The organism is Parvimonas pharyngis (assembly GCF_046569675.1).
GTDB lineage: Bacteria > Bacillota > Clostridia > Tissierellales > Peptoniphilaceae > Parvimonas.
Genome location: NZ_JBKICJ010000004.1, coordinates 87,623 through 107,048, shown reverse-complemented (window position 1 = coordinate 107,048; position 19,426 = coordinate 87,623). Strand labels below are relative to the sequence as shown.

The 19,426-nt window shown below is 28.5% G+C and carries 18 protein-coding genes; 15 read left to right on the top strand and 3 right to left on the bottom strand.

Going from position 1 to position 19,426, the window contains the following annotated elements; all coding sequences use genetic code 11:
* Position 1 precedes the first annotated feature (1 nt).
* The 15 genes from pepD (at position 2) to ACLGL0_RS05755 (ending at position 16,315) form a co-directional block, all read left to right on the top strand.
* The gene (gene pepD / locus ACLGL0_RS05825; RefSeq protein ID WP_411013981.1) at positions 2-1,390 is read left to right on the top strand and encodes a beta-Ala-His dipeptidase; all 1,389 of its coding nucleotides are present in this window, start codon (positions 2-4) and stop codon (positions 1,388-1,390) included.
* Between the two features lie 140 nt (positions 1,391-1,530).
* Positions 1,531-2,229 (top strand): purine-nucleoside phosphorylase, encoded by a 699-nt coding sequence (gene deoD, locus ACLGL0_RS05820; protein WP_314557115.1) that lies wholly within the window; start codon positions 1,531-1,533, stop codon positions 2,227-2,229.
* The gene (gene deoC, locus ACLGL0_RS05815; RefSeq protein WP_411013980.1) at positions 2,229-2,873 is read left to right on the top strand and encodes a deoxyribose-phosphate aldolase; all 645 of its coding nucleotides are present in this window, start codon (positions 2,229-2,231) and stop codon (positions 2,871-2,873) included. Before deoD ends, deoC begins: the two co-directional genes overlap by 1 nt.
* A 167-nt stretch (positions 2,874-3,040) precedes the next feature.
* Entirely contained in the window at positions 3,041-4,108 is a 1,068-nt protein-coding gene (msrB, locus tag ACLGL0_RS05810; protein WP_411013979.1) for a peptide-methionine (R)-S-oxide reductase MsrB, read from the top strand.
* 253 nt (positions 4,109-4,361) lie between these two features.
* On the top strand, positions 4,362-5,816 hold the full coding sequence (locus ACLGL0_RS05805) for an alanine/glycine:cation symporter family protein (protein WP_233055268.1): 1,455 nt from the start codon (positions 4,362-4,364) through the stop codon (positions 5,814-5,816).
* A 184-nt stretch (positions 5,817-6,000) separates the two neighbouring features.
* Positions 6,001-7,911: a glucosaminidase domain-containing protein gene (locus ACLGL0_RS05800; protein ID WP_411013978.1), complete on the top strand. Its 1,911-nt coding sequence runs from the start codon at positions 6,001-6,003 to the stop codon at positions 7,909-7,911.
* Positions 7,911-8,840: a DMT family transporter gene (locus ACLGL0_RS05795; RefSeq protein ID WP_314557126.1), complete on the top strand. Its 930-nt coding sequence runs from the start codon at positions 7,911-7,913 to the stop codon at positions 8,838-8,840. The genes ACLGL0_RS05800 and ACLGL0_RS05795 overlap by 1 nt, the downstream gene beginning before the upstream one ends.
* Before the next feature lie 112 nt (positions 8,841-8,952).
* Positions 8,953-9,471, top strand: a complete 519-nt coding sequence (locus tag ACLGL0_RS05790) for a hypothetical protein (protein WP_411013977.1) — start codon at positions 8,953-8,955, stop codon at positions 9,469-9,471.
* 133 nt (positions 9,472-9,604) lie between these two features.
* Positions 9,605-10,099 carry a crossover junction endodeoxyribonuclease RuvC gene (ruvC, locus tag ACLGL0_RS05785; protein WP_314557130.1) on the top strand — a complete coding sequence of 165 codons (495 nt, stop codon included), beginning with the start codon at positions 9,605-9,607 and terminating at the stop codon, positions 10,097-10,099.
* A 7-nt stretch (positions 10,100-10,106) separates the two neighbouring features.
* A complete protein-coding gene (gene ruvA, locus ACLGL0_RS05780) occupies positions 10,107-10,706 on the top strand; it encodes a Holliday junction branch migration protein RuvA (protein ID WP_411013976.1) in 600 nt (199 codons plus the stop codon).
* 8 nt (positions 10,707-10,714) lie between these two features.
* Entirely contained in the window at positions 10,715-11,722 is a 1,008-nt protein-coding gene (gene ruvB / locus ACLGL0_RS05775) for a Holliday junction branch migration DNA helicase RuvB (protein ID WP_233055274.1), read from the top strand.
* Positions 11,723-11,831: 109 nt separating this feature from the next.
* Positions 11,832-13,319 carry a S41 family peptidase gene (locus tag ACLGL0_RS05770; RefSeq protein ID WP_411013975.1) on the top strand — a complete coding sequence of 496 codons (1,488 nt, stop codon included), beginning with the start codon at positions 11,832-11,834 and terminating at the stop codon, positions 13,317-13,319.
* Positions 13,320-13,473: 154 nt separating this feature from the next.
* A complete protein-coding gene (gene queA, locus ACLGL0_RS05765) occupies positions 13,474-14,517 on the top strand; it encodes a tRNA preQ1(34) S-adenosylmethionine ribosyltransferase-isomerase QueA (RefSeq protein WP_411013974.1) in 1,044 nt (347 codons plus the stop codon).
* Positions 14,517-15,635 carry a tRNA guanosine(34) transglycosylase Tgt gene (tgt, locus tag ACLGL0_RS05760; protein WP_411013973.1) on the top strand — a complete coding sequence of 373 codons (1,119 nt, stop codon included), beginning with the start codon at positions 14,517-14,519 and terminating at the stop codon, positions 15,633-15,635. Before queA ends, tgt begins: the two co-directional genes overlap by 1 nt.
* A 2-nt stretch (positions 15,636-15,637) precedes the next feature.
* Complete coding sequence (locus ACLGL0_RS05755; RefSeq protein WP_411013972.1) at positions 15,638-16,315, top strand: SdpI family protein; 678 nt, start codon at positions 15,638-15,640, stop codon at positions 16,313-16,315.
* A gap of 18 nt (positions 16,316-16,333) precedes the next feature.
* Here the strand turns inward: ACLGL0_RS05755 and ACLGL0_RS05750 are convergent, their stop codons facing one another.
* The 3 genes from ACLGL0_RS05750 to ACLGL0_RS05740 are packed head-to-tail and all read right to left on the bottom strand — an operon-like array spanning position 16,334 to position 19,420.
* Entirely contained in the window at positions 16,334-17,449 is a 1,116-nt protein-coding gene (locus ACLGL0_RS05750; protein ID WP_411013971.1) for an ABC transporter permease, read from the bottom strand.
* Complete coding sequence (locus tag ACLGL0_RS05745) at positions 17,439-18,491, bottom strand: ABC transporter permease (RefSeq protein ID WP_411013970.1); 1,053 nt, start codon at positions 18,489-18,491, stop codon at positions 17,439-17,441. Before ACLGL0_RS05745 ends, ACLGL0_RS05750 begins: the two co-directional genes overlap by 11 nt.
* Positions 18,491-19,420, bottom strand: coding sequence for an ABC transporter ATP-binding protein (locus tag ACLGL0_RS05740; protein ID WP_233055281.1), 930 nt, complete (start codon positions 19,418-19,420; stop codon positions 18,491-18,493). Before ACLGL0_RS05740 ends, ACLGL0_RS05745 begins: the two co-directional genes overlap by 1 nt.
* Positions 19,421-19,426 lie beyond the last annotated feature (6 nt).

Sequence of the window (19,426 nt, the reverse complement as noted above, 5' to 3'; positions counted from 1 at the left end):
TATGAATTTAAAACCTGAAAGAGTTTTTCACTATTTTAGAGAAATATCAGATATTCCTCATGAATCACATAATGAAAAAGCAATATCTGATTATATCTATAATTTTGGGAAAAAATTAGGACTTGAAACTAAACAAGATGACATACTAAATGTTTATATAAGAAAACCTGCAACAAAGGGCTATGAAAATAAGCCTGGAATTATCTTACAAGGCCATATGGATATGGTTTGTGAAAAAGCTACAAGCTCAAATCATAATTTTGCAACTGATAAAATTGAGTGGGTTATAAAAGATGATTTGATTTTTGCTAATGACACTACACTTGGAGCTGATGACGGAATTGCAGTTGCTATGGCAATGGCTATTTTGGAAGATGAAAATTTAGTTCATCCAGAACTTGAAGTTATTATAACAGTTGCTGAAGAAACTACAATGGGAGGAGCTTTAGGACTTGAAAAAGGTCTATTAAAAGGAAAATATTTATTTAATATAGACTCTGAAGAAGAAGGAATTTTAACATTAGGTTCAGCAGGAGGAACTCTTTTTAAAACAAATCTAGAATTAAAATTTGAAAATAAAGAAGTAGAACTTGTTAAACTTCATTTCGATGGATATTTCGGAGGACATTCTGGAATGGAAATTGGAAAAAATAGAAGAAATATGATTAAGACAATCGCTGAATTCATTAAAGAAAGTGGACTTTCAATAGCTAGTGTTGACTGTGGGAATAAAGATAATGCAATCCCTAGAGTTGGAGAATTGGTAATCGAAAACTCAGAAAAACTAGATGAATTAATTGCTAAATTTACTGAAAAATATAATGGTGAAGAACAACTTACAATTGATAAAAAAGAGATTTTCAAAGGAAAAGTTTTAACAAATGCATTAAAAGATGTATTAGTTGAAGTTTTAGAAGCTTTACCAACAGGCGTAAATACACAAGACGAAACAGGTATTATAAGTTCTTCAAATCTTGCAATAGTTCAAACTACAGAAAATGAAATTTTAATTCGTGATTCTATACGTTCAGCTTCTATTAGTATTTTAGAAGAAATGAAAAATTCTTTTTCAAAAATCGCTGAAAAATTCTGCTTAAATTATGAATTTGCTGGAGGTTATCCATCTTGGGAAAAGAAAGAAAACTCAAGTTTGCAAAAATATGCAAATAAAGTTTATAAAGATTTGACAGGAAAAGAATTTGAAAATATTATAATTCACGCTGGTCTTGAATGTGGAGCAATTTACGAAAAATATCCAAATCTTGAATTAATTTCATTCGGACCAGATATTAGAGGAGCTCATACTCCAAAAGAAAATATTTCAATTTCATCAACTGAAAGAGTTTATGACTTTACTTTAAAATTGATAGAAGAAATTGCTAAAAACTAATTTAAAAATCAGTTAACTTAAGTTAACTGATTTTTTTATAAATAAATAAGTTTTAAAAATTCAATTTTCTAGATTTATTGAAAAAATAGAGTTTTTATGTTAAGATTATTATATATAATGAAAATTTAGGAGGTATTTTTATGACACCACATAATAGAGCGATAAAAGGAGAAATTGCAGAAACTGTCTTAATGCCAGGAGATCCTTTAAGAGCTAAGTTTATCGCAGAAAACTTTTTAGAAGATGTTACTCAATTTAATGATGTAAGAGGAATGTTAGGATATACAGGTACTTATAAGGGTAAAAAAGTTTCAGTTATGGGAAGTGGAATGGGTGTTCCATCAATTGGAATTTATTCTTATGAATTAATTCATTTCTATGGAGTTAAAAATCTAATTAGAATTGGATCTTGTGGAGCATATAGTGATAAATTAAAACTTTATGATGTAGTTGTAGGAATGGCTTCATCAACAGATTCTAATTTTGCACATCAATATAAATTAGATGGAACTTATTCAGCAAACTGTTCATGGGAACTTTTAAGAAAAACTTATGAAGCATCAAAAGACTTAAATATAGATATCAATGTTGGTAATATATTCTGTTCTGATATTTTCTATAATGCTGCTCCAGAAGATTGGAAAAACTGGGAAAAATTAGGAGTTCTTGCAGTTGATATGGAAAGTTATGCTCTTTACTGTAATGCAAATTATGCGGGAGTTAATGCTATTACTATATTAACTGTATCAGATTCTTTCCATTTCAAAGAAATCACAACTCCAGAAGAAAGACAAAATAGTTTTACAACAATGATGAAATTAGCATTGGAGATAGCATAATGGAGTTAAATAGGTATATGGATCATACTGCTTTAAAAGCAGATACCACTTATGAAATGATAGATAAGCTTTGTGAAGAAGCTAAAAAATATGATTTCTTTTCAGTTTGTGTCAATGGTTGTCATGTAAAAAGATGTGCTGAAAATCTAAAAGGTACAAATACTAAAGTTTGTACTGTTGTAGGTTTTCCTTTAGGAGCAATGACAACTGAAAGCAAAGTGTTTGAAACTGAAAATGCGATTAAAAATGGTGCAAGTGAAATTGACATGGTAATAAATATTGGTGCATTAAAATCAAATGATTTAGATTTTGTATATAATGATATTAAAGCGCTTGTAGATGTTACAAGAAATAAGGCGCTACTAAAAGTTATTTTAGAGACTTGTCTATTAACTGATGAAGAAATTATAAAAGTTTCAGAACTTTGTGTTAAAGCGGGGGCTGAATTTGTAAAGACTTCAACAGGATTTAGCACTTCAGGAGCTAATGAACATGTAGTAGCAATTATGAAAAAAACAGTTGGAGAGAATGCAAAAGTTAAAGCTAGTGGTGGAATCAGGGATAAGGCAACTGCTTTAAAAATGATTGAACTAGGTGCAGACAGACTGGGAGTAAGTGCAAGTGTACAAATAATTACTGAATAATTGGAAGTTGTAAAACAACTTCCTTTTTTTTATTTTGAGTAAAGAAGATTTCAAGGTATTCACCTTAAAAAAGTGTGGATGAAGGACTACTTATTATTTTTAAATAAATTTGATTATCGTTTTCTTTTATAGGGTATATCTTTTATTAGAATTAAGGAGATGATTTTATGAAAAAAATTTTAATACCTTTAATTATTTGTGTATTAATATTTGGATTTATTATAACATATAAAGGAAATGCTAAAAAAGGAGAAAAGACTATGGAAAGGCCAAAAGTTGATTTAAGTTTAATTAAAAATAAAGGAGAAATATATTTAGCAGGAGGTTGCTTCTGGGGTGTAGAGGGATATTATTCAAAAATTGAAGGAATATTAGATACAACAGTAGGATATGCCAATGGAAATGGAACAGATACAAATTATGAAAAAATTAAAAGTACAGATCATTCCGAAACTGTCCATATTGTTTATGATAAAGATATAATTTCTCTTGAAGAAATTTTACAACATTATTTTAGAATAATAGAACCTACAAGCGTTAATAGACAAGGTAATGATATTGGTAGACAATATAGAACAGGAATATATTTTGTTGACGAAAATGACAAGAGTATTATAGATAAATTTATTGACAGTCAAAGAGCAAATTATGATAAACCTATAACAGTAGAGGTAGAAAATTTAAAAAACTTTGTTGTTGCAGAAGAATATCATCAAGATTATTTAAAGAAAAATCCAAATGGATATTGTCATATTGATTTAGATCTTGCTGATAAACCACTTGAAAGAGTAGGTGGTAAATATAAAAAGCCAAGTAACGAAGAATTAAAAAATAAACTAACTGAATTGCAATATAATGTAACTCAAAATTCTGCTACAGAAAGACCTTATACAAGTGAATACGATAAGTTTGATGAAAAAGGAATATATGTAGATATTGTAACTGGAGAGCCACTTTTTTCATCTAAAGATAAATATGATGCAGGTTGTGGATGGCCAAGCTTTACAAAGCCAATTGATGAAAATATAAATTATAAAAGAGATAGTAGTCATGGTATGGAAAGAATAGAAGTAAAAAGTAAGGGTGGAGATTCCCACTTAGGTCATGTGTTTGATGATGGTCCTAAAGATAAAGGTGGAAAGAGATATTGTATCAATGGAGCTTCGTTAAGATTTATTCCATTAGAAGATATGGAAAAAGAAGGATATGGAAAATATATTGATAAGGTTAAATAAAAGTAATTTCAAAATTTAATTAGGAAAAGGTATATAATTAAAAAAATATGATTATATACCTTTTTTATTTTTTTGTACAATTTCACCTATAAATATTTGTAAAATACAGAGATTTAAGTTTTTAGCATATACAAAGTGATATATAGATAAATAAAAAATTAATAAAAAAATAAAAAAGTTTTCCTAAAAATATATTGACTTATATTTCAATAAAGTGTATAATACAAGTAATAAATTTTATAGGAGGTATTATATGAACTTATTATCTAATTTTGTATTACTAAGCGGTTCAAATTTTGTTGAAACTATCAACAAAATAAACGATTTTATCGCTGGTAAGATTTTGGTAACAGGTTTGTTATTTGCGGGATTATTCCTTTCATTTATTTTGGGCTTCCCACAAATTACAAAAATGGGAAGAGCATTCAAACTAGTTTTTGGAGGACTTTTCAAAAAACAAGAAGGACCTAAAGAAGAAGGTTCTATGTCATCATTCCAAGCATTAGCTACAGCAGTAGCTGCTCAAGTTGGAACAGGTAACGTTGCAGGGGTTGCAACTGCTATTACTGCAGGTGGACCTGGAGCTGTTTTCTGGATGTGGGTATCAGCATTCTTTGGAATGGGAACAATTTTCGTAGAAGCAGTTTTAGCTCAAAAATACAGATCTAAAATTGATGGAGAATATGTTGGTGGACCTGCTTACTACATATCAAAAGGTCTTAAGAAAACAGGTGGATTTGCTAAAGTTTTAGCTGGATTTTTCTCAATCGCTATTGTATTAGCTTTAGGATTCATGGGAAATGCTGTTCAATCAAACTCAATAGCATCAGGTATTCAAGGTATTAAAGGACTTGAAAATATTAACCCAGCAATTGTTGGTGTTGTTATTGCTATCCTTGCTGCTTTAATCTTCGTTGGTGGTATGGACAGAATTGCAAAATTCGCAGAATTAGTTGTTCCTGTAATGGCAGCTGTTTATATCTTAGGAAGCTTAGTAATCTTAGTATTATATGCTAGTCATGTTGGACCTACATTTGCTTGGATTTTCAAGAGTGCATTTAATGGAACTGCAGTAGCTGGTGGTATCGCTGGGGCAGCAGTTAAAGTTGCTGTTCAAAAAGGTGTTGCTAGAGGATTATTCTCTAACGAAGCTGGTATGGGTTCTACACCACATGCTCACGCTGTAGCACATGTTAAACACCCTGCTGAACAAGGTTTAACAGCTATTATCGGTGTATTCATTGATACTGTTTTAGTATGTTCTGCAACTGCACTTGCAATCTTAGTAACAGGTGCTTATGATGTTAAAGGTGCTGATGGAAAATTCTTAGCAGGTGCTCAATTAACTCAACAAGCATTTAGATCTGCATTTGGTTCAGGCGGAGCTATTTTCTTAGCAATATGTCTATCATTCTTCGCATTTACAACTATCGTTGGTTGGTACTATTTCGGAGAAGCAAACATCAAATACTTATTTGGTAAAGCTGGTCTATTACCATATAGAGCTATAGTTCTTATCTGTATCGTAGCTGGTTCTCTTGGAGAAGTTGCTATCGTTTGGTCATTAGCAGATATCTTCAATACTTTAATGGTAATACCAAACTTAATTGCTATCCTTTGGTTATCATTTGAAGCTAGAGCTATTATGAAAGATTACAATAAGTGCTTATTAAATAATGATGTTCATTATGATTATGAAGTAAAATAATTTATTAAAAATTAAGGAGAGATTTAATCTCTCCTTTTTTATGCTTAAATTTAATATTTTTGTAACACTTTTGTAATATTTTTGTAATTTTTATCGTTTATTTTTAGCTATTTCTTGTTTTTGTATTAAAAATATGTTAAAATTATCAGTAATAGTATATTTTTGATATTAATAGGAGGAATTTATGAAATTAACTAAGAAAGTTTTACTATGTTCTCTAGTTGTAAGTAATCTATTAGTTTTTAATAATACACTTGGAAATGAAAAGATTGTAAAAGCTTCTGAGTACAGAAATAGAATTTTTTATGATAATAGTGGAAAACCTGCAACTGGTTGGTATGATGATGGTAAGGCTTGGTACTATTTTAAAAATGGTAAAAAACTTACTGGTTATGCTACAGATGGAAATGGTAAAAAATATTTTTATGAAGGTAAATATGCATCTGGTTGGTTTGATGACGGAACTGCATGGTATTTCTTCCAAGACGGTTCTAAACTTGTAGGTTACGGTGTAGACGGAAATGGAAAGAAATATTTCTACAATGGAAAGTATGCATCCGGTTGGTTTAATGATGGAAATGCATGGTATTTCTTCCAAGACGGTTCTAAACATAGTGGCTATGGAACAGATGGAAACGGGAAAAAATATTTCTACAATGGAAAGTATGCATCTGGTTGGTTTGATGATGGAAGTGCTTGGTACTTCTTTAAAGACGGCTCTAAACATCGTGGATATGGTGTAGATGGAAATGGAAAGAGATTCTTTGATAATGGTAAATATGCTAACTGGTGGTATGATGATGGAACTGCATGGTATTTCTTCCAAGATGGAGTAAAATTCACAGGTAGAGCAAAAGATGCATCAGGAACAAAAGATTTCATTAATGGTAAATATGCTTCATCAGCAAGAAATAAATATAAAGATGGTATTTTCTATGATGAAAATGGTGGTCCTGCTAACGGATGGTATAGTGACGGAACAGCATGGTATTTCTTTAAAGACGGATACAAACATCGCGGATATGGAGTAGACGGAAATGGAAAAAAATATTTCTACAATGGAAAGTATGCATCTGGTTGGTATGATGATGGAAGTGCATGGTACTTTTTTAAAGACGGCTCTAAACATCGTGGATATGGTGTAGATGGAAATGGAAAGAGATTTTTTGATAATGGTAAATATGCTAACTGGTGGTATGATGATGGAACTGCATGGTATTTCTTCCAAGATGGAGTAAAATTCACAGGTAGAGCAAAAGATGCATCAGGGACAAGAGATTTTGTAAATGGTAAATACTCAACAAATGTAAAGAAAAAATATAAAGATGGTTTATTCTATGATGATAATGGAGTTCTTGCATCTGGTTGGTATGATGACGGCAGTGCATGGTATTTCTTTAAAAATGGAAAGAAACTAAGTGGATACGATTATGATGCTAATGGAAAGAAATTTTTCTATAATGGTAAATATGCTGCTGGTTGGTATGATGACGGAACAGCATGGTATTTCTTCCAAGATGGAGAAAAATTTACTGGAAAAGCAAGAGATGAATCTGGACTAAGAGATTTTGTAAATGGTAAGTATAGAAAAGTTACTTCTCAATCAGAATTTATAGATAAGATTACTCCAAGTGTCTTAAAAGCTGTAAAAGGTAAGGGCTTATTCCCTTCAATTGCTATTGCACAAGCTTGTTTAGAAACAAGATATGGTAATGACGGATTATCACCTGCGCCAATTTACAATTTATTTGGAATAAAGGCTGCTAAGAATACACCTGCTTCCAGATATGTTGAAATAAAGACAGCTGAATATAATGATAGTGGTGAAAAATATTATATAATTGCTAAATTTATGAAGTTCACTGATTATGATGATTCTTGTGAATATTATTCAAATTTATTTACAAGAAATAGTTGGCTTAGAGATTACTATAAAGGTGTTTTAGCTGCTAAAACTCCAGAAGAAGCTGCAAATGCATTAACTGGAACTTATGCAACAGATCCAAATTATGGTAAAAAACTATTAGAAATAATAGAAAAACATGGTTTAAAAGCTTTAGATAAAAAAATATATAAAAATGGAGTAAAACCTTAATGAAAAAATTTAAGAATGAATTTATTGGTATTTCCTCAGGATTTCTGTGGGCAGTTAATGGTTTAGTATTATCCGTATTACTAGGAAGTGAATTAATGAAAAACTATAGTGAGGCAATTGTGTTTTTCCTACCTTTAGTTTTTGCAGGATTCAACGATTTGTTCGCGGGATTATTAGTACTTGGATATGATAAGTTTTTGGGAAAATTGAAGCTATTTTTACCTTCATTAAAAACGAAAACTGGAAAATGGGTTTGCTTAGCAGGCTTGATTGGAGGACCTGTTGGACAATGTTCATATATAATGGGAATTTCTCTTGCAGGACCAGCTTACGCTATTCCAATTTCAGCATTGTGTCCAATGTTTGGTACAATTTTATCTTTTATATTTTTAAAAGAAAAAATAAATTTAAAAACATTTATTTGTATTGTTGGTTGTATAATAGGAACATTTGTACTTTCTTATGAAGAACCTTCAGGAAATTATCCTTATTTTTACTTAGGAATATTATTTTCTTTAATAGCAGGTTTTAGTTGGGGACTTGAAGCTACTATTGTAACTTATGCAACCAAGGAAGAACTTGATGAAGAAATAATACTAACAATAAGGGAATTAATTTCAGGAATAAGTATATTATTCTTAGTATTACCTATTATGAAACTTTTTGGTGGTTTTGTTACTACAATACAAAGTTTTGCTATATTAAAATATTTATTCTTTGCAGGATTCTTTGCAGGTTTAAGTTATCTACTTTACTATAAAGGAATGAACTTAAATGGTGTATCAAAAGGAATGGCATTGAACAGCACATTTAGTTTATGGAGTGTTGTATTATCAGTGATATTTTTATCCACACCTCTTACTATGTTTTTAGTAGTAGGAGTAATAATTGTAACAATATCAATAATTGGCCTATCATTTAATGGCTAACATTCTTAATAAGATCTATAAAAAAATTTAATTATTTTACTATAAACTATTTATTTAAAATTAAAAATGTAGTATAATAAGTATATATGAAAAATAAAAGGAGGAAATTTGTATGCATCCAATGTTACAAAAAAGCGTAGACACAGGTTACATGAAAGAAGAACATGGTCTATATATCGAAGAAGCTATTGCTAAGGGAGAAACTTTAATTATTTCAGGACATAGATCAGCTGGAATAAGACCATTTATGGCAGCTGTTATGGCTGTTGCTAAAGGTTCACATAAGACTGTTCAAGTTAAAGATGAAGCTGGAATCGAAGCTGCAAGTGATGTAGATTATATTTTAATTCCTGCACTTACAGAAGAAAACTGCGAATCAATGGTTCAAGCAGCTTTCAATAAAAAAGGAATGTCAACTATTACTTACAAAGAAACTGAATTAAAATATTCAATGATGAAAATCATGAAAGTTCAAGCTAAAGAAGTTGGAGATTTAAGTAAAGTTGTTCATTTAGTTGAATGTAGAAAATTAGATGGTATCCCACACTTAATTAACTTCAGTAAATTTACTTATGACGATAAAGGAAAAGTAAAAAGAGAAGATTTACTAAGCTGTGAAGATTACGAATAAAAATAAAGTTAAAGCAAGATTTTAATCTTGCTTTTTTTATGCAAAAAATCTCGATTTAAAATGATAAATATAACTTTAATTGAAAAATTATGTGTTTTATGTTATCATATTTGTTAGTATTGGAGGATTTTTTGTGATTATTTTTGGATTAGACCCTGGACTTGCAATAGTTGGGTACGGGATTATTGAAGCTATCGGAAATAGAGTGAGACTTATAGATTATGGAGTAATTGAAACTAAGTCAGGGGTTCCACTTCCAGATAGACTTAAAATTATTGATGAAGAATTGAATAGATTAATTGAATTGCATAATGTTGATGAATTAGCAATTGAAGAACTTTTCTTTAACAAGAATGTTAAGACTGTAATAAATGTTGCACAAGCTAGGGGTGTTGAAATTTTATCTTTTACAAAGAAAAATATCTTAGCTTATGAATATACTCCTTTACAAGTTAAACAAGCAATTACAGGCTATGGTAGAGCGGATAAAAAGCAAATGCAAGAGAGTGTTAAGATGATTTTTAAACTTCAATCCGTTCCAAAGCCAGATGATGCAGCAGATGCTTTGGCAATTGCTCTTTGTCATTTTTTTAGTTTGAAATTTAAAGAACAATTTAGAATGAAATAGGTGTTTTATGTACGAATATATTAGTGGAGAACTTAAATTTATCTACAATGATTATATCGTTATAGATAATGGAGGAATAGGTTATAAGATTTTTACTTCTAACAATACATTATTCAATGTAACTGTTGGAGAATATTATACGATTTATACAGATTATATAGTAAAAGAAGATTATGTTGCTTTATTTGGATTTAAAACAATTGATGAACTATCAATGTTTAAATTACTTATAAGTGTAAATAGCATTGGTCCAAAAGTTGCTTGTGGGATTTTATCCTCAATGTCTGTTGATAGTCTAAAATTGACAATAGTAAATGGGGATGCCGTTGTTCTTGCGACTGCAAAGGGTGTGGGAAAGAAAACTGCACAAAAAATCATTTTGGAATTAAAAGATAAAATTTCAATTGATAGTATTAGTAGCAAAGATATTTCTGGAATAGAACCAACTGTAGAAAGTGGAAAAGACTTTGAAAAGAGAGAACTTGTATCTGATGCTTTAATTAATTTAGGATTTATGAAAAATGATATTGAGAGATTTCTTTCAAGTATAAACATTGATGAAATGGAAATTGAAGATATTATTAAACTTAGTATGAAACAATTATAGGTGTAAGTATGTTTGAAGATTTTGAAGATAGAATTATTGGTACTGGATTTTCAAGAGAAGATATTGAAATAGAAACCAGTTTAAGGCCAAAATGGATTGATGAATACATTGGTCAAGAAAAAGCAAAAGAAAGACTTAAGATTTTTATTGAGGCTGCAAAAACAAGAAATGAACCACTCGATCATTGTTTACTTTATGGTCCACCAGGACTTGGTAAAACAACTCTTGCAAATATTATTGCAAATGAAATGGGTGTTAATATTAGAGTTACATCAGGACCTGCAATAGAAAAACCTAGCGACCTTGCAAGTATTTTAACAAATTTAAGTAAAGACGATGTTTTGTTTATAGATGAAATTCACAGAATAAACAGAAGTGTTGAAGAAATTTTATATCCAGCAATGGAAGATTATGCTCTTGATATAATAATTGGTAAAGGACCAAGCGCAAGAAGTCTTAGAATTGACCTTGAAAAATTTACATTGATAGGAGCGACAACAAGAACAGGACAATTAACAGGACCACTTCGTGATAGATTTGGAATTATGTTGAGTCTTGAATTATATAGTATTGAAAATTTACAAAAAATAATTACAAGATCTGCTGGAATTTTAGGAGTTGATATTGAACCTGAGGGAGCTCTTGAAATTGCAAGACGTTCAAGAGGAACGCCAAGAATTGCAAACAGACTTTTAAAGAGAGTTAGAGACTTCGCACAGGTTAAAAGAAATGGTAAAATTGATTATCAAACAAGTAAAGATGGACTTGATATTTTAGAAGTTGATTCTCTTGGACTTGATACAATAGATAGAAAGATAATAACTACAATAATAGATAATTTTTCAGGTGGGCCTGTTGGAATTGATACAATCGCTGCTTCCACAGGTGAGGAGAGAATTACAATTGAGGATGTCTATGAACCTTATTTACTACAAATAGGATTTCTAAGTAGAACAAGCAGAGGAAGAATTGTAACAGATAAAGCATATAAACATTTTGGTAGAATGAAAAAGTAAAATATATTATTAGTGTATTTCAGAGTATGGACAAAATCTTTACTTTGTCCACACTCTGAGAATTAGCTATATTTTTATATTGTTAATTCTCTTTTTTTTGGAGGATGTAATGAAAAAGATTATTTGTTTTCTTTTAGCTTTAATATTTTTAACTTCTTGTGGATCTTTTAGAAATAAAAATTCTAATGTAAATACAAATGAACTCATATTTTTTAAGGGAGAAAATAGGGAAGTTAGAAATAAAAAACTTATAGAGGATTTAGAGTATTTTGAAAGTGTAATGCTTGAAAAACATCAAAGGGAATATAGATATATTACAGATGAAGATTTTAAAAATAGAATAAAAGAATTAAAATCAAATATAGATAATATTTCTGATAGTGAGTTTGTAGTTGAAATTCAACGAATAATTAGCTATTTTAAAGAAGGACATCTTAGTTTTTTAAATCCAAGTCAGGCTATATTACCTTTTTATTTAAAAACTTTTGATGATGGTACATATATAATCGGAATTGAAAAAGAGTATGAAGAGTATAATTTTAGTAAAGTAAAAAGTATAAATGGAATTGAGATAAAAGATATTAGGGAAAAAGCAAAGGAAATAATTTCTGGAGATAATAAATATAATATTGATTATTGGGTTGATTATTATATAACAGATTTGGATTATCTTGTAGGACTTAAATTAATTTCAAATGTAAATGAAATAAATGTAGTGATTGAAAAAGATAAAAAAGAATTTAATGTAAAGTTTAAACCGAAGATTAATAGGGATGTTAAAACAGAAAAAAGTGAATATTCTGAAACAGAGGAATTTAAGAAAAATAAAGAAATTTATAAAAAATCAATATTAAAATTAATTGAAAAATCATCAGGAAAAGAAAGAGAAAAATTAGAAAATGATTTTAAGAAAATAGACAATTTAGAGTTTGTTATATATAATTATATTGGCAAATCTTTTTTAGAAATTGACAATATTCCATATAAGATGAATCCAAAACAATCTTATACTTTTGAAACTTTTCCGAAGAACAAAGCAATGGTTCTTCATTATAATAAATGTTTTAGTGAAGAACATAAACCTTTTGACAAATTTTCAGCTGAATTTTTTAATTACATTCGAGATAATAAAAATTTATTGGAAATTAATAATATAATAATTGATTTAAGATATAATGAGGGAGGAAGCGAAACTGTTTTTCTATCTTTTTTAGATGAGTTAGAAAAGTATGAGAAGGAAAATAAAAAATTAAGAATTCATATTTTAGTAGGAAGAAATACTTTTTCTGCAGGAACAAGTGCAGTATATTCTCTAAAGAAAAAATTTAAAGATGCTACAATTTTTGGAGAGCCTTTGGCAGGAGGAATTTATTCGTCAGGAAATGTAACACAAGATATTTTGCCTAATAGTAAATTAATATTCAGTTATGGACAAAGCTTTTTCGACAATACAAAAGATAATAAAGATTTATTTACAGAAAAAGAAATAAAAGAAAATGTATTAATTCCGAATGAAATTTTAAAACCGACAATAAAAGATTATATTGACAATAGAGATTATGTTTTAGAAGAAATATTGAATAGAATGAAAAAGTAACGATTATTTAACCGTTACTTTTTTTACTTTAAGAATTTATAAATAATGTATTGTAAAAGCTTGTTTTAATTAAAAAAATTTGAAAAATATTGGAAAACAATATATAATATTACATTGTAGAAGTATTTTATATTTTAATAAAGGAAGAGAGTTAATGAATAGTTTAAAAACTGATGATTTTGATTTTGAGCTTGATGAGTCTTTGATTGCTCAGTTTCCGCTTAAGGATAGATCAAGTTCAAAACTTTTAGTTGTGAATAGAGAAAATTTTGATTTAGAACATAAAAATTTTAAAAATATTGTTGATTATATAAAAAAAGATGATGTTTTAGTAATTAATGATACTAAAGTTATTCCTGCAAGACTTTTTGGAGCAAGACCGGGTAAGGACGAAGCGATTGAAGTTTTGCTCTTGAAAAAGCACGAGGATAATACTTGGGAAACTTTGGTTAAGCCCGGAAAGAAAATGAAGATAGGCTCAAAAGTTGAGTTTGGGAATGGAAAATTGCTTGGAGAAGTTGTAGGTATAAGTGAGGATGGAGAAAGATTTGTAAAATTTTCTTATGATGGAATTTTTGAAGAAATTTTGGACGAACTTGGAACAATGCCACTTCCACCATATATTCATGAAAAATTGGAAGAAAGAGACAGATACCAAACTGTTTATGCAAAACATAATGGTTCCGCCGCAGCACCAACAGCAGGACTTCATTTTACAGATGAACTTTTAAAAGAGCTTCAAGAAAAGGGAGTTAAGATTGCAAGAGTTACTCTTCATGTCGGACTTGGAACTTTTAGACCTGTTAAGGTTGATAATGTTTTGGAACATAAGATGCATGATGAGTATTATGAAATTTCAGAAGAAAGTGTTGAAATAATTAATTATGCAAAAGAAAATGGAAATAGAATTTTTGCAGTTGGGACTACTAGCGTAAGAACTTTGGAAACAGTTTATAAAAAATATGGAAAACTTGTAGCTTGTAAAGGAAATACGGATATTTTCATTTATCCAGGTTTTGAGTTTAAGGTTGTTGATTGCCTTATTACAAATTTTCATTTACCAAAATCAACATTAATTATGCTTGTTAGTGCTTTTGCATCAAAAGAGATAATAATGAATGCATATAATGAGGCTACAAAGAATAAATACAGATTTTTCAGTTTTGGAGATGCAATGCTTATTAAAAAGGAGAAGTAATGGAGTTAAAATATGAATTGATAAAAAAGTCTTCTGACTGTAATGCAAGACTTGGAAAAATATATACAAACAGGGGTGTTATCGAAACTCCAATTTTTATGCCAGTAGGAACGAGAGCGACTGTAAAGGCTATGAATGTAGATGAGTTAAAAGAGATTGGCTCACAAATTATTTTAGGAAATACTTATCATTTATATTTAAAACCTGGTCAAGAAATTATTAGAATGGCTGGTGGACTTCATAAGTTTATGAATTGGGACAAGCCGATTTTAACAGATAGTGGTGGTTTTCAAGTTTTCAGTCTTGGAGATATTAGAAAAATAACTGAAGAAGGTGTAGAATTTAGATCTCACATTGACGGTTCAAAGCATTTTATTTCTCCAGAAAAATCAATGGAAATTCAAAATGATTTAGGCTCTGATATTATGATGGCTTTTGATGAATGCGCACCATATCCTGCAAGTTATGATTATGTAAAGAATTCTATGGAAAGAACTTTACGTTGGTTAAAAAGATGTAAGGATTATCATAAAAATACAGATAATCAAGCACTTTTTGGAATTATTCAAGGTGGAATGTTCAAAGATTTAAGAAGAGAGTCAGCACTTGCTACAATAGAAATGGATTTACCGGGATATGCTATTGGTGGACTAAGTGTAGGTGAACCTAAAGATATTATGGTTGAATATCTAAATTATACAGTACAATTTATGCCTGAAAATAAGCCTAGATATTTAATGGGAGTAGGAACTCCAGATTATTTATTTGAAGCTGTTGAAGCTGGAATTGATATGGCTGACTGTGTTCTTCCTACAAGAATTGCAAGAAACGGAACTGCAATGACTTCAAAGGGAAAACTCGTTATAAAAAATGCTAAATATGCAAAGGACTTTGCTCCACTTGATGATGAATGTGATTGCTATGCTTGTAAAAATCATACAAGAGCTTATATAAGACATTTAATAAATGTTGATGAAATATTAGGAGCAAGACTTCTTTCAATTCATAATTTAAGATTTTTACTTAAAACAATGGAAAATATAAGACAAGCAATTAGAGAAGATAGATTTTTAGAATACAAAAAAGAATTCTATAAAAAATATGGATATGAGGACTAAAAATGAATAAATTTTTAAAATTATTGTTAATTTTAGCGATTACTCCGATAATTTTGGCTACAACAGGTTTTGTTGTATTGCCATCATCAGTTTTTGCTTATATCAAAGACGGAAAAGAAGTTTTTATCGGATCATATATGATTTTTACATTTGCCATAGCAAATACAGTATTATCATTTTTTGGAATAACATATTTAAGAAGAGTAAAAAAGAAATTTAATGACGAAAATTATCCAATGGGAGTAACAGTTGTTGCATTTATAAACTTACTAATCTCTATTATGTGTAATTACTTTACATTTTCAGTTTTAAAACTAATGTTAAAAAATTCAAAAATGGAAATTCCTTTTTTATTAATTAGATTAGTCTTTACTTTAATAGCAATTTTAACTGTAATGTATGGAATTTATCTAAGACAAGCAAAAAAAGATAATGAGTTTGCAATAAGAAACAAATGGACATTAACAAATGAAATAGTTTTTACTCTAGCTAATAAATTCTCTGGAGTTGTATTTATTGCAGGAGGAGTTTTTATTTCAATTGTAACTTGGATAATAACAAATCAAAATCAACTATATATAACAACAATGTTTACTTTGGGAATTTGTGCTTTATCGTCAAACTATATAAGTAGAACAGTTGGTATGAGATATAAAATTATGTATAAAGAGAAAAAATAAAAATAAAAAAGAAGTCGTTTAAGCGACTTCTTTTAATTTGTAATTTTTTATAAATACTGCTAATAGTAAATAAAATATAATAAATACAGTTTGTGAGCCTATGAATATTAAAAATTGTTCTGAATTTATATTTTGTAAAAAGTGTATAAAATAATATTGCGGCATAAACTTTGAAAGATTTACAACTCCTTGTGGCAATAATCTTACAGGGAAAAATACTCCTGATGAGAATGCCATTACTAGTGTAAAAGCTGCATTTATACCATTTATAACTTTTACATTTTTTGATAATGATACAAATAGTTGTCCAAGTGAAATTGCAGTAAATGAGAAAACTAGAACAGCTAATATAGTATAAATTATATTTGCTTTTGACATATCCAGATTTATTCTTAAAAGTACAATGGAGATGTAGATTGCAGATATAAATACTGCTATAATAATTTGAGCTGCAAATTGTTGTAACATTTGTGATTTTTGAGAATAAGGAGATAGTCCCATTCTCTTTAATAAACTTTCTTTTTTAAATTCTGAATCTATATTTATAATTATAGAAATAACATCCATAAATACAAGATAGCTTAGTATTGCAAAAGATGCTGCAAATGCTTCATTTGATTCTTCTTGGCTGTATAATTTTGTATCTACTATTTTAACATCTATTTCTTTATTTAAGGTATCTATAACTTCTTTTTGATCTACATTTGATTTATATCCAGCTAGTGTATAATTCATATATTTGTTTAAATCTATCTTTAAAAAAGTTATATAAGCAGTTTTTGTTGAAGCTAAAAGGGATATAGCTTTTTTATCATTTAGTAAATTTTGTTTAAAATCTTTTTTTATTTCAATAAAAGCTGTAATTTTATTTTCAACTATTTGTTTTTTTGCTTCGTCTTCAGTTATTTGTCCTTCTGTTACATTATGTTTTTCTTTTATATAATTTATAAAAGCTTTTGAATCTTCACTTTTGTCTTGGTCATTAATCATTATATCGAGTTTCATTGCTTTGAATTCTGTTTCTTTAGAGCTTTGACTAGTAAATATAATTAACAAAAGCATAAAAATCATGAAAGAAAATATAATAGTCTTTATATTTTTAAAACATATTTTTAAATAATTTTTAAAAATCATTATATTTATGCCTCCTTAAGTAAATTAGTGTAATTCCAAATAATATCAATGAAAAAGGAATTATATATTGAATCATTGATATTAAGTAATTTATATCATTTGCTATATTAACACCCAATAGAGCATTTTCCATATATATTGTTGGATTTATTTTTTTTATGATAGGGAAATTAGTAGTAATTATATTTGTAACTCCTGTTCCCATCATTCCGGAAGTGTAGTTCATTAATAAAATAAGTCCAAGCCCTAACGCCGTTTTCTTTTCTGTTCCCGATTTTATTGATACTGAAAGTAGCATTCCCATTGTTATACCAAAAAACATAATAATTATTATGGTAACAAATGTAGCGAGATAGTTTGTTATTAAAGTTATTCCAAAAACAAATTTTACATATAAAATTAGAAGCAAAGTGTTAAAACCTGAAACTAATAATGTAGATAAAATACCATTAATCAAATATATTGATTTTTTAAGTGGTGAAACCAGCATTCTCACTGCAAAATCTGATGTTCCATATAAAATGTTATCAATATAAGCAACACCATCAAACATAGTATAAAGACTTGTCATAATGACTATTGAAAAAAGCATCATTTCAACTCCACTTGAGCTTTGATTTTTATTTTCAATGAATTCTTTATTCATATTTTTAATTATTTCAACTTGATTAATTTTTGTTTCTTTTAATTGTTTCACTTGATCAAGTATATTTTTAACAATCATAACTTCAGAATCAGATGATACTATTTTCATTGATAAATCATCTTCGATATATGCTTTATATTCTTTATTTTTTAAATCCGTTAAAACATCTTCTTTAACTTCTTTTAAGTTAAGATGAGGTATTTGTTTTAAAATAGTTATATTTGGGTTATTTTTGTCAATACCAACATTTACAGATTCGAATGATTTTCCAACATTAGGCATAACAATGCAGAAAAATGTTGCTAAAATTAATGGAAAAAAAGTATTCCAAAAAAAAGCCATTTTATCTCTTACTAAAGTAAGTAAGTTAATTTTTAAAGCAGATAAAATTCCCATTATTCTCTAAGCTCCTTTCCAGTCATTTCTAAGAATATATCTTCTAATTTTGGTTTCTTAGAAAAGATTTCTTCATATACAACATTGTTATCATCAAGTAAGTAAATTAATCTTTTAATATTTCCAACATCGTTAGAATAGTTTAAAGTTACTTGATTTTCTTTTACTTCAACGTCAACTACGTCATCTTGATTTTCTAAAATTGAAATGATTTCAGGTTTTATATAACCTACAACTGTAATTTTTTCTTTTACACTAACACCATTAATTAAAGTTTGCATATCTCCTGTTAATATATTTTTTCCATTATCCATAATTGAAATTTTGTTACAAAGATATTCAGCTTCATCTAGATAATGAGTAGTATATAGGATTGATGCTCCGTTATCAGCTAAATTTTTTATTCCGTCTAAAATGAATTTTCTACTTTGAGCATCTACTGCAACAGTTGGTTCATCAAGAATAACTAATTCTGGTTTGTGCGAAATTCCACAAGCGATATTTAAACGTCTTTTAAGTCCACCAGAAAGTTTCTTTTGTAACATTTTTTCGTGACTTTGAAGTCCAGTAAATTCTATTGCTTCGTTAACAAGTCTTTTTCTTTCGTTTTTATTTTGAACATATAGTCCACAAAAATAATCAATATTTTCTCTAACATTTAAGTTTTCAAATACTGCTAGTTCTTGAGGAACAATTCCTATTTTTCTTTTTATATCATATTCGTTTTGAATATCTTTTTTTCCAAAAACCTCGATATTTCCACTATCATATTTTAAAAGAGATAGTATACACATTATTGAAGTTGTCTTTCCACAACCGTTAGGACCTAGTAGTCCAAGAACATCTCCTTTCTCAAGAGATAAATTAAAATGGTCTAAAACAATTTTTTCCTTATATTTTTTTATTAAGTCTTCTACTTTTATAATCATAATTAT

What these genes read in the sequence shown, in the direction of transcription:
- ACLGL0_RS05740 (WP_233055281.1), bottom strand. Translation starts at nt 19,420, where the DNA reads ATGATTATAAAAGTAGAAGACTTAATAAAAAAATATAAGGAAAAAATT.
- deoC (WP_411013980.1), top strand. Translation starts at nt 2,229, where the DNA reads ATGGAGTTAAATAGGTATATGGATCATACTGCTTTAAAAGCAGATACC.
- msrB (WP_411013979.1), top strand. Translation starts at nt 3,041, where the DNA reads ATGAAAAAAATTTTAATACCTTTAATTATTTGTGTATTAATATTTGGA.
- pepD (WP_411013981.1), top strand. Translation starts at nt 2, where the DNA reads ATGAATTTAAAACCTGAAAGAGTTTTTCACTATTTTAGAGAAATATCA.
- ACLGL0_RS05805 (WP_233055268.1), top strand. Translation starts at nt 4,362, where the DNA reads ATGAACTTATTATCTAATTTTGTATTACTAAGCGGTTCAAATTTTGTT.
- deoD (WP_314557115.1), top strand. Translation starts at nt 1,531, where the DNA reads ATGACACCACATAATAGAGCGATAAAAGGAGAAATTGCAGAAACTGTC.
- ACLGL0_RS05750 (WP_411013971.1), bottom strand. Translation starts at nt 17,449, where the DNA reads ATGATTTTTAAAAATTATTTAAAAATATGTTTTAAAAATATAAAGACT.
- ACLGL0_RS05755 (WP_411013972.1), top strand. Translation starts at nt 15,638, where the DNA reads ATGAATAAATTTTTAAAATTATTGTTAATTTTAGCGATTACTCCGATA.
- ACLGL0_RS05795 (WP_314557126.1), top strand. Translation starts at nt 7,911, where the DNA reads ATGAAAAAATTTAAGAATGAATTTATTGGTATTTCCTCAGGATTTCTG.
- queA (WP_411013974.1), top strand. Translation starts at nt 13,474, where the DNA reads ATGAATAGTTTAAAAACTGATGATTTTGATTTTGAGCTTGATGAGTCT.
- ACLGL0_RS05800 (WP_411013978.1), top strand. Translation starts at nt 6,001, where the DNA reads ATGAAATTAACTAAGAAAGTTTTACTATGTTCTCTAGTTGTAAGTAAT.
- ruvB (WP_233055274.1), top strand. Translation starts at nt 10,715, where the DNA reads ATGTTTGAAGATTTTGAAGATAGAATTATTGGTACTGGATTTTCAAGA.
- ruvA (WP_411013976.1), top strand. Translation starts at nt 10,107, where the DNA reads ATGTACGAATATATTAGTGGAGAACTTAAATTTATCTACAATGATTAT.
- ACLGL0_RS05770 (WP_411013975.1), top strand. Translation starts at nt 11,832, where the DNA reads ATGAAAAAGATTATTTGTTTTCTTTTAGCTTTAATATTTTTAACTTCT.
- ACLGL0_RS05790 (WP_411013977.1), top strand. Translation starts at nt 8,953, where the DNA reads ATGCATCCAATGTTACAAAAAAGCGTAGACACAGGTTACATGAAAGAA.
- tgt (WP_411013973.1), top strand. Translation starts at nt 14,517, where the DNA reads ATGGAGTTAAAATATGAATTGATAAAAAAGTCTTCTGACTGTAATGCA.
- ACLGL0_RS05745 (WP_411013970.1), bottom strand. Translation starts at nt 18,491, where the DNA reads ATGGGAATTTTATCTGCTTTAAAAATTAACTTACTTACTTTAGTAAGA.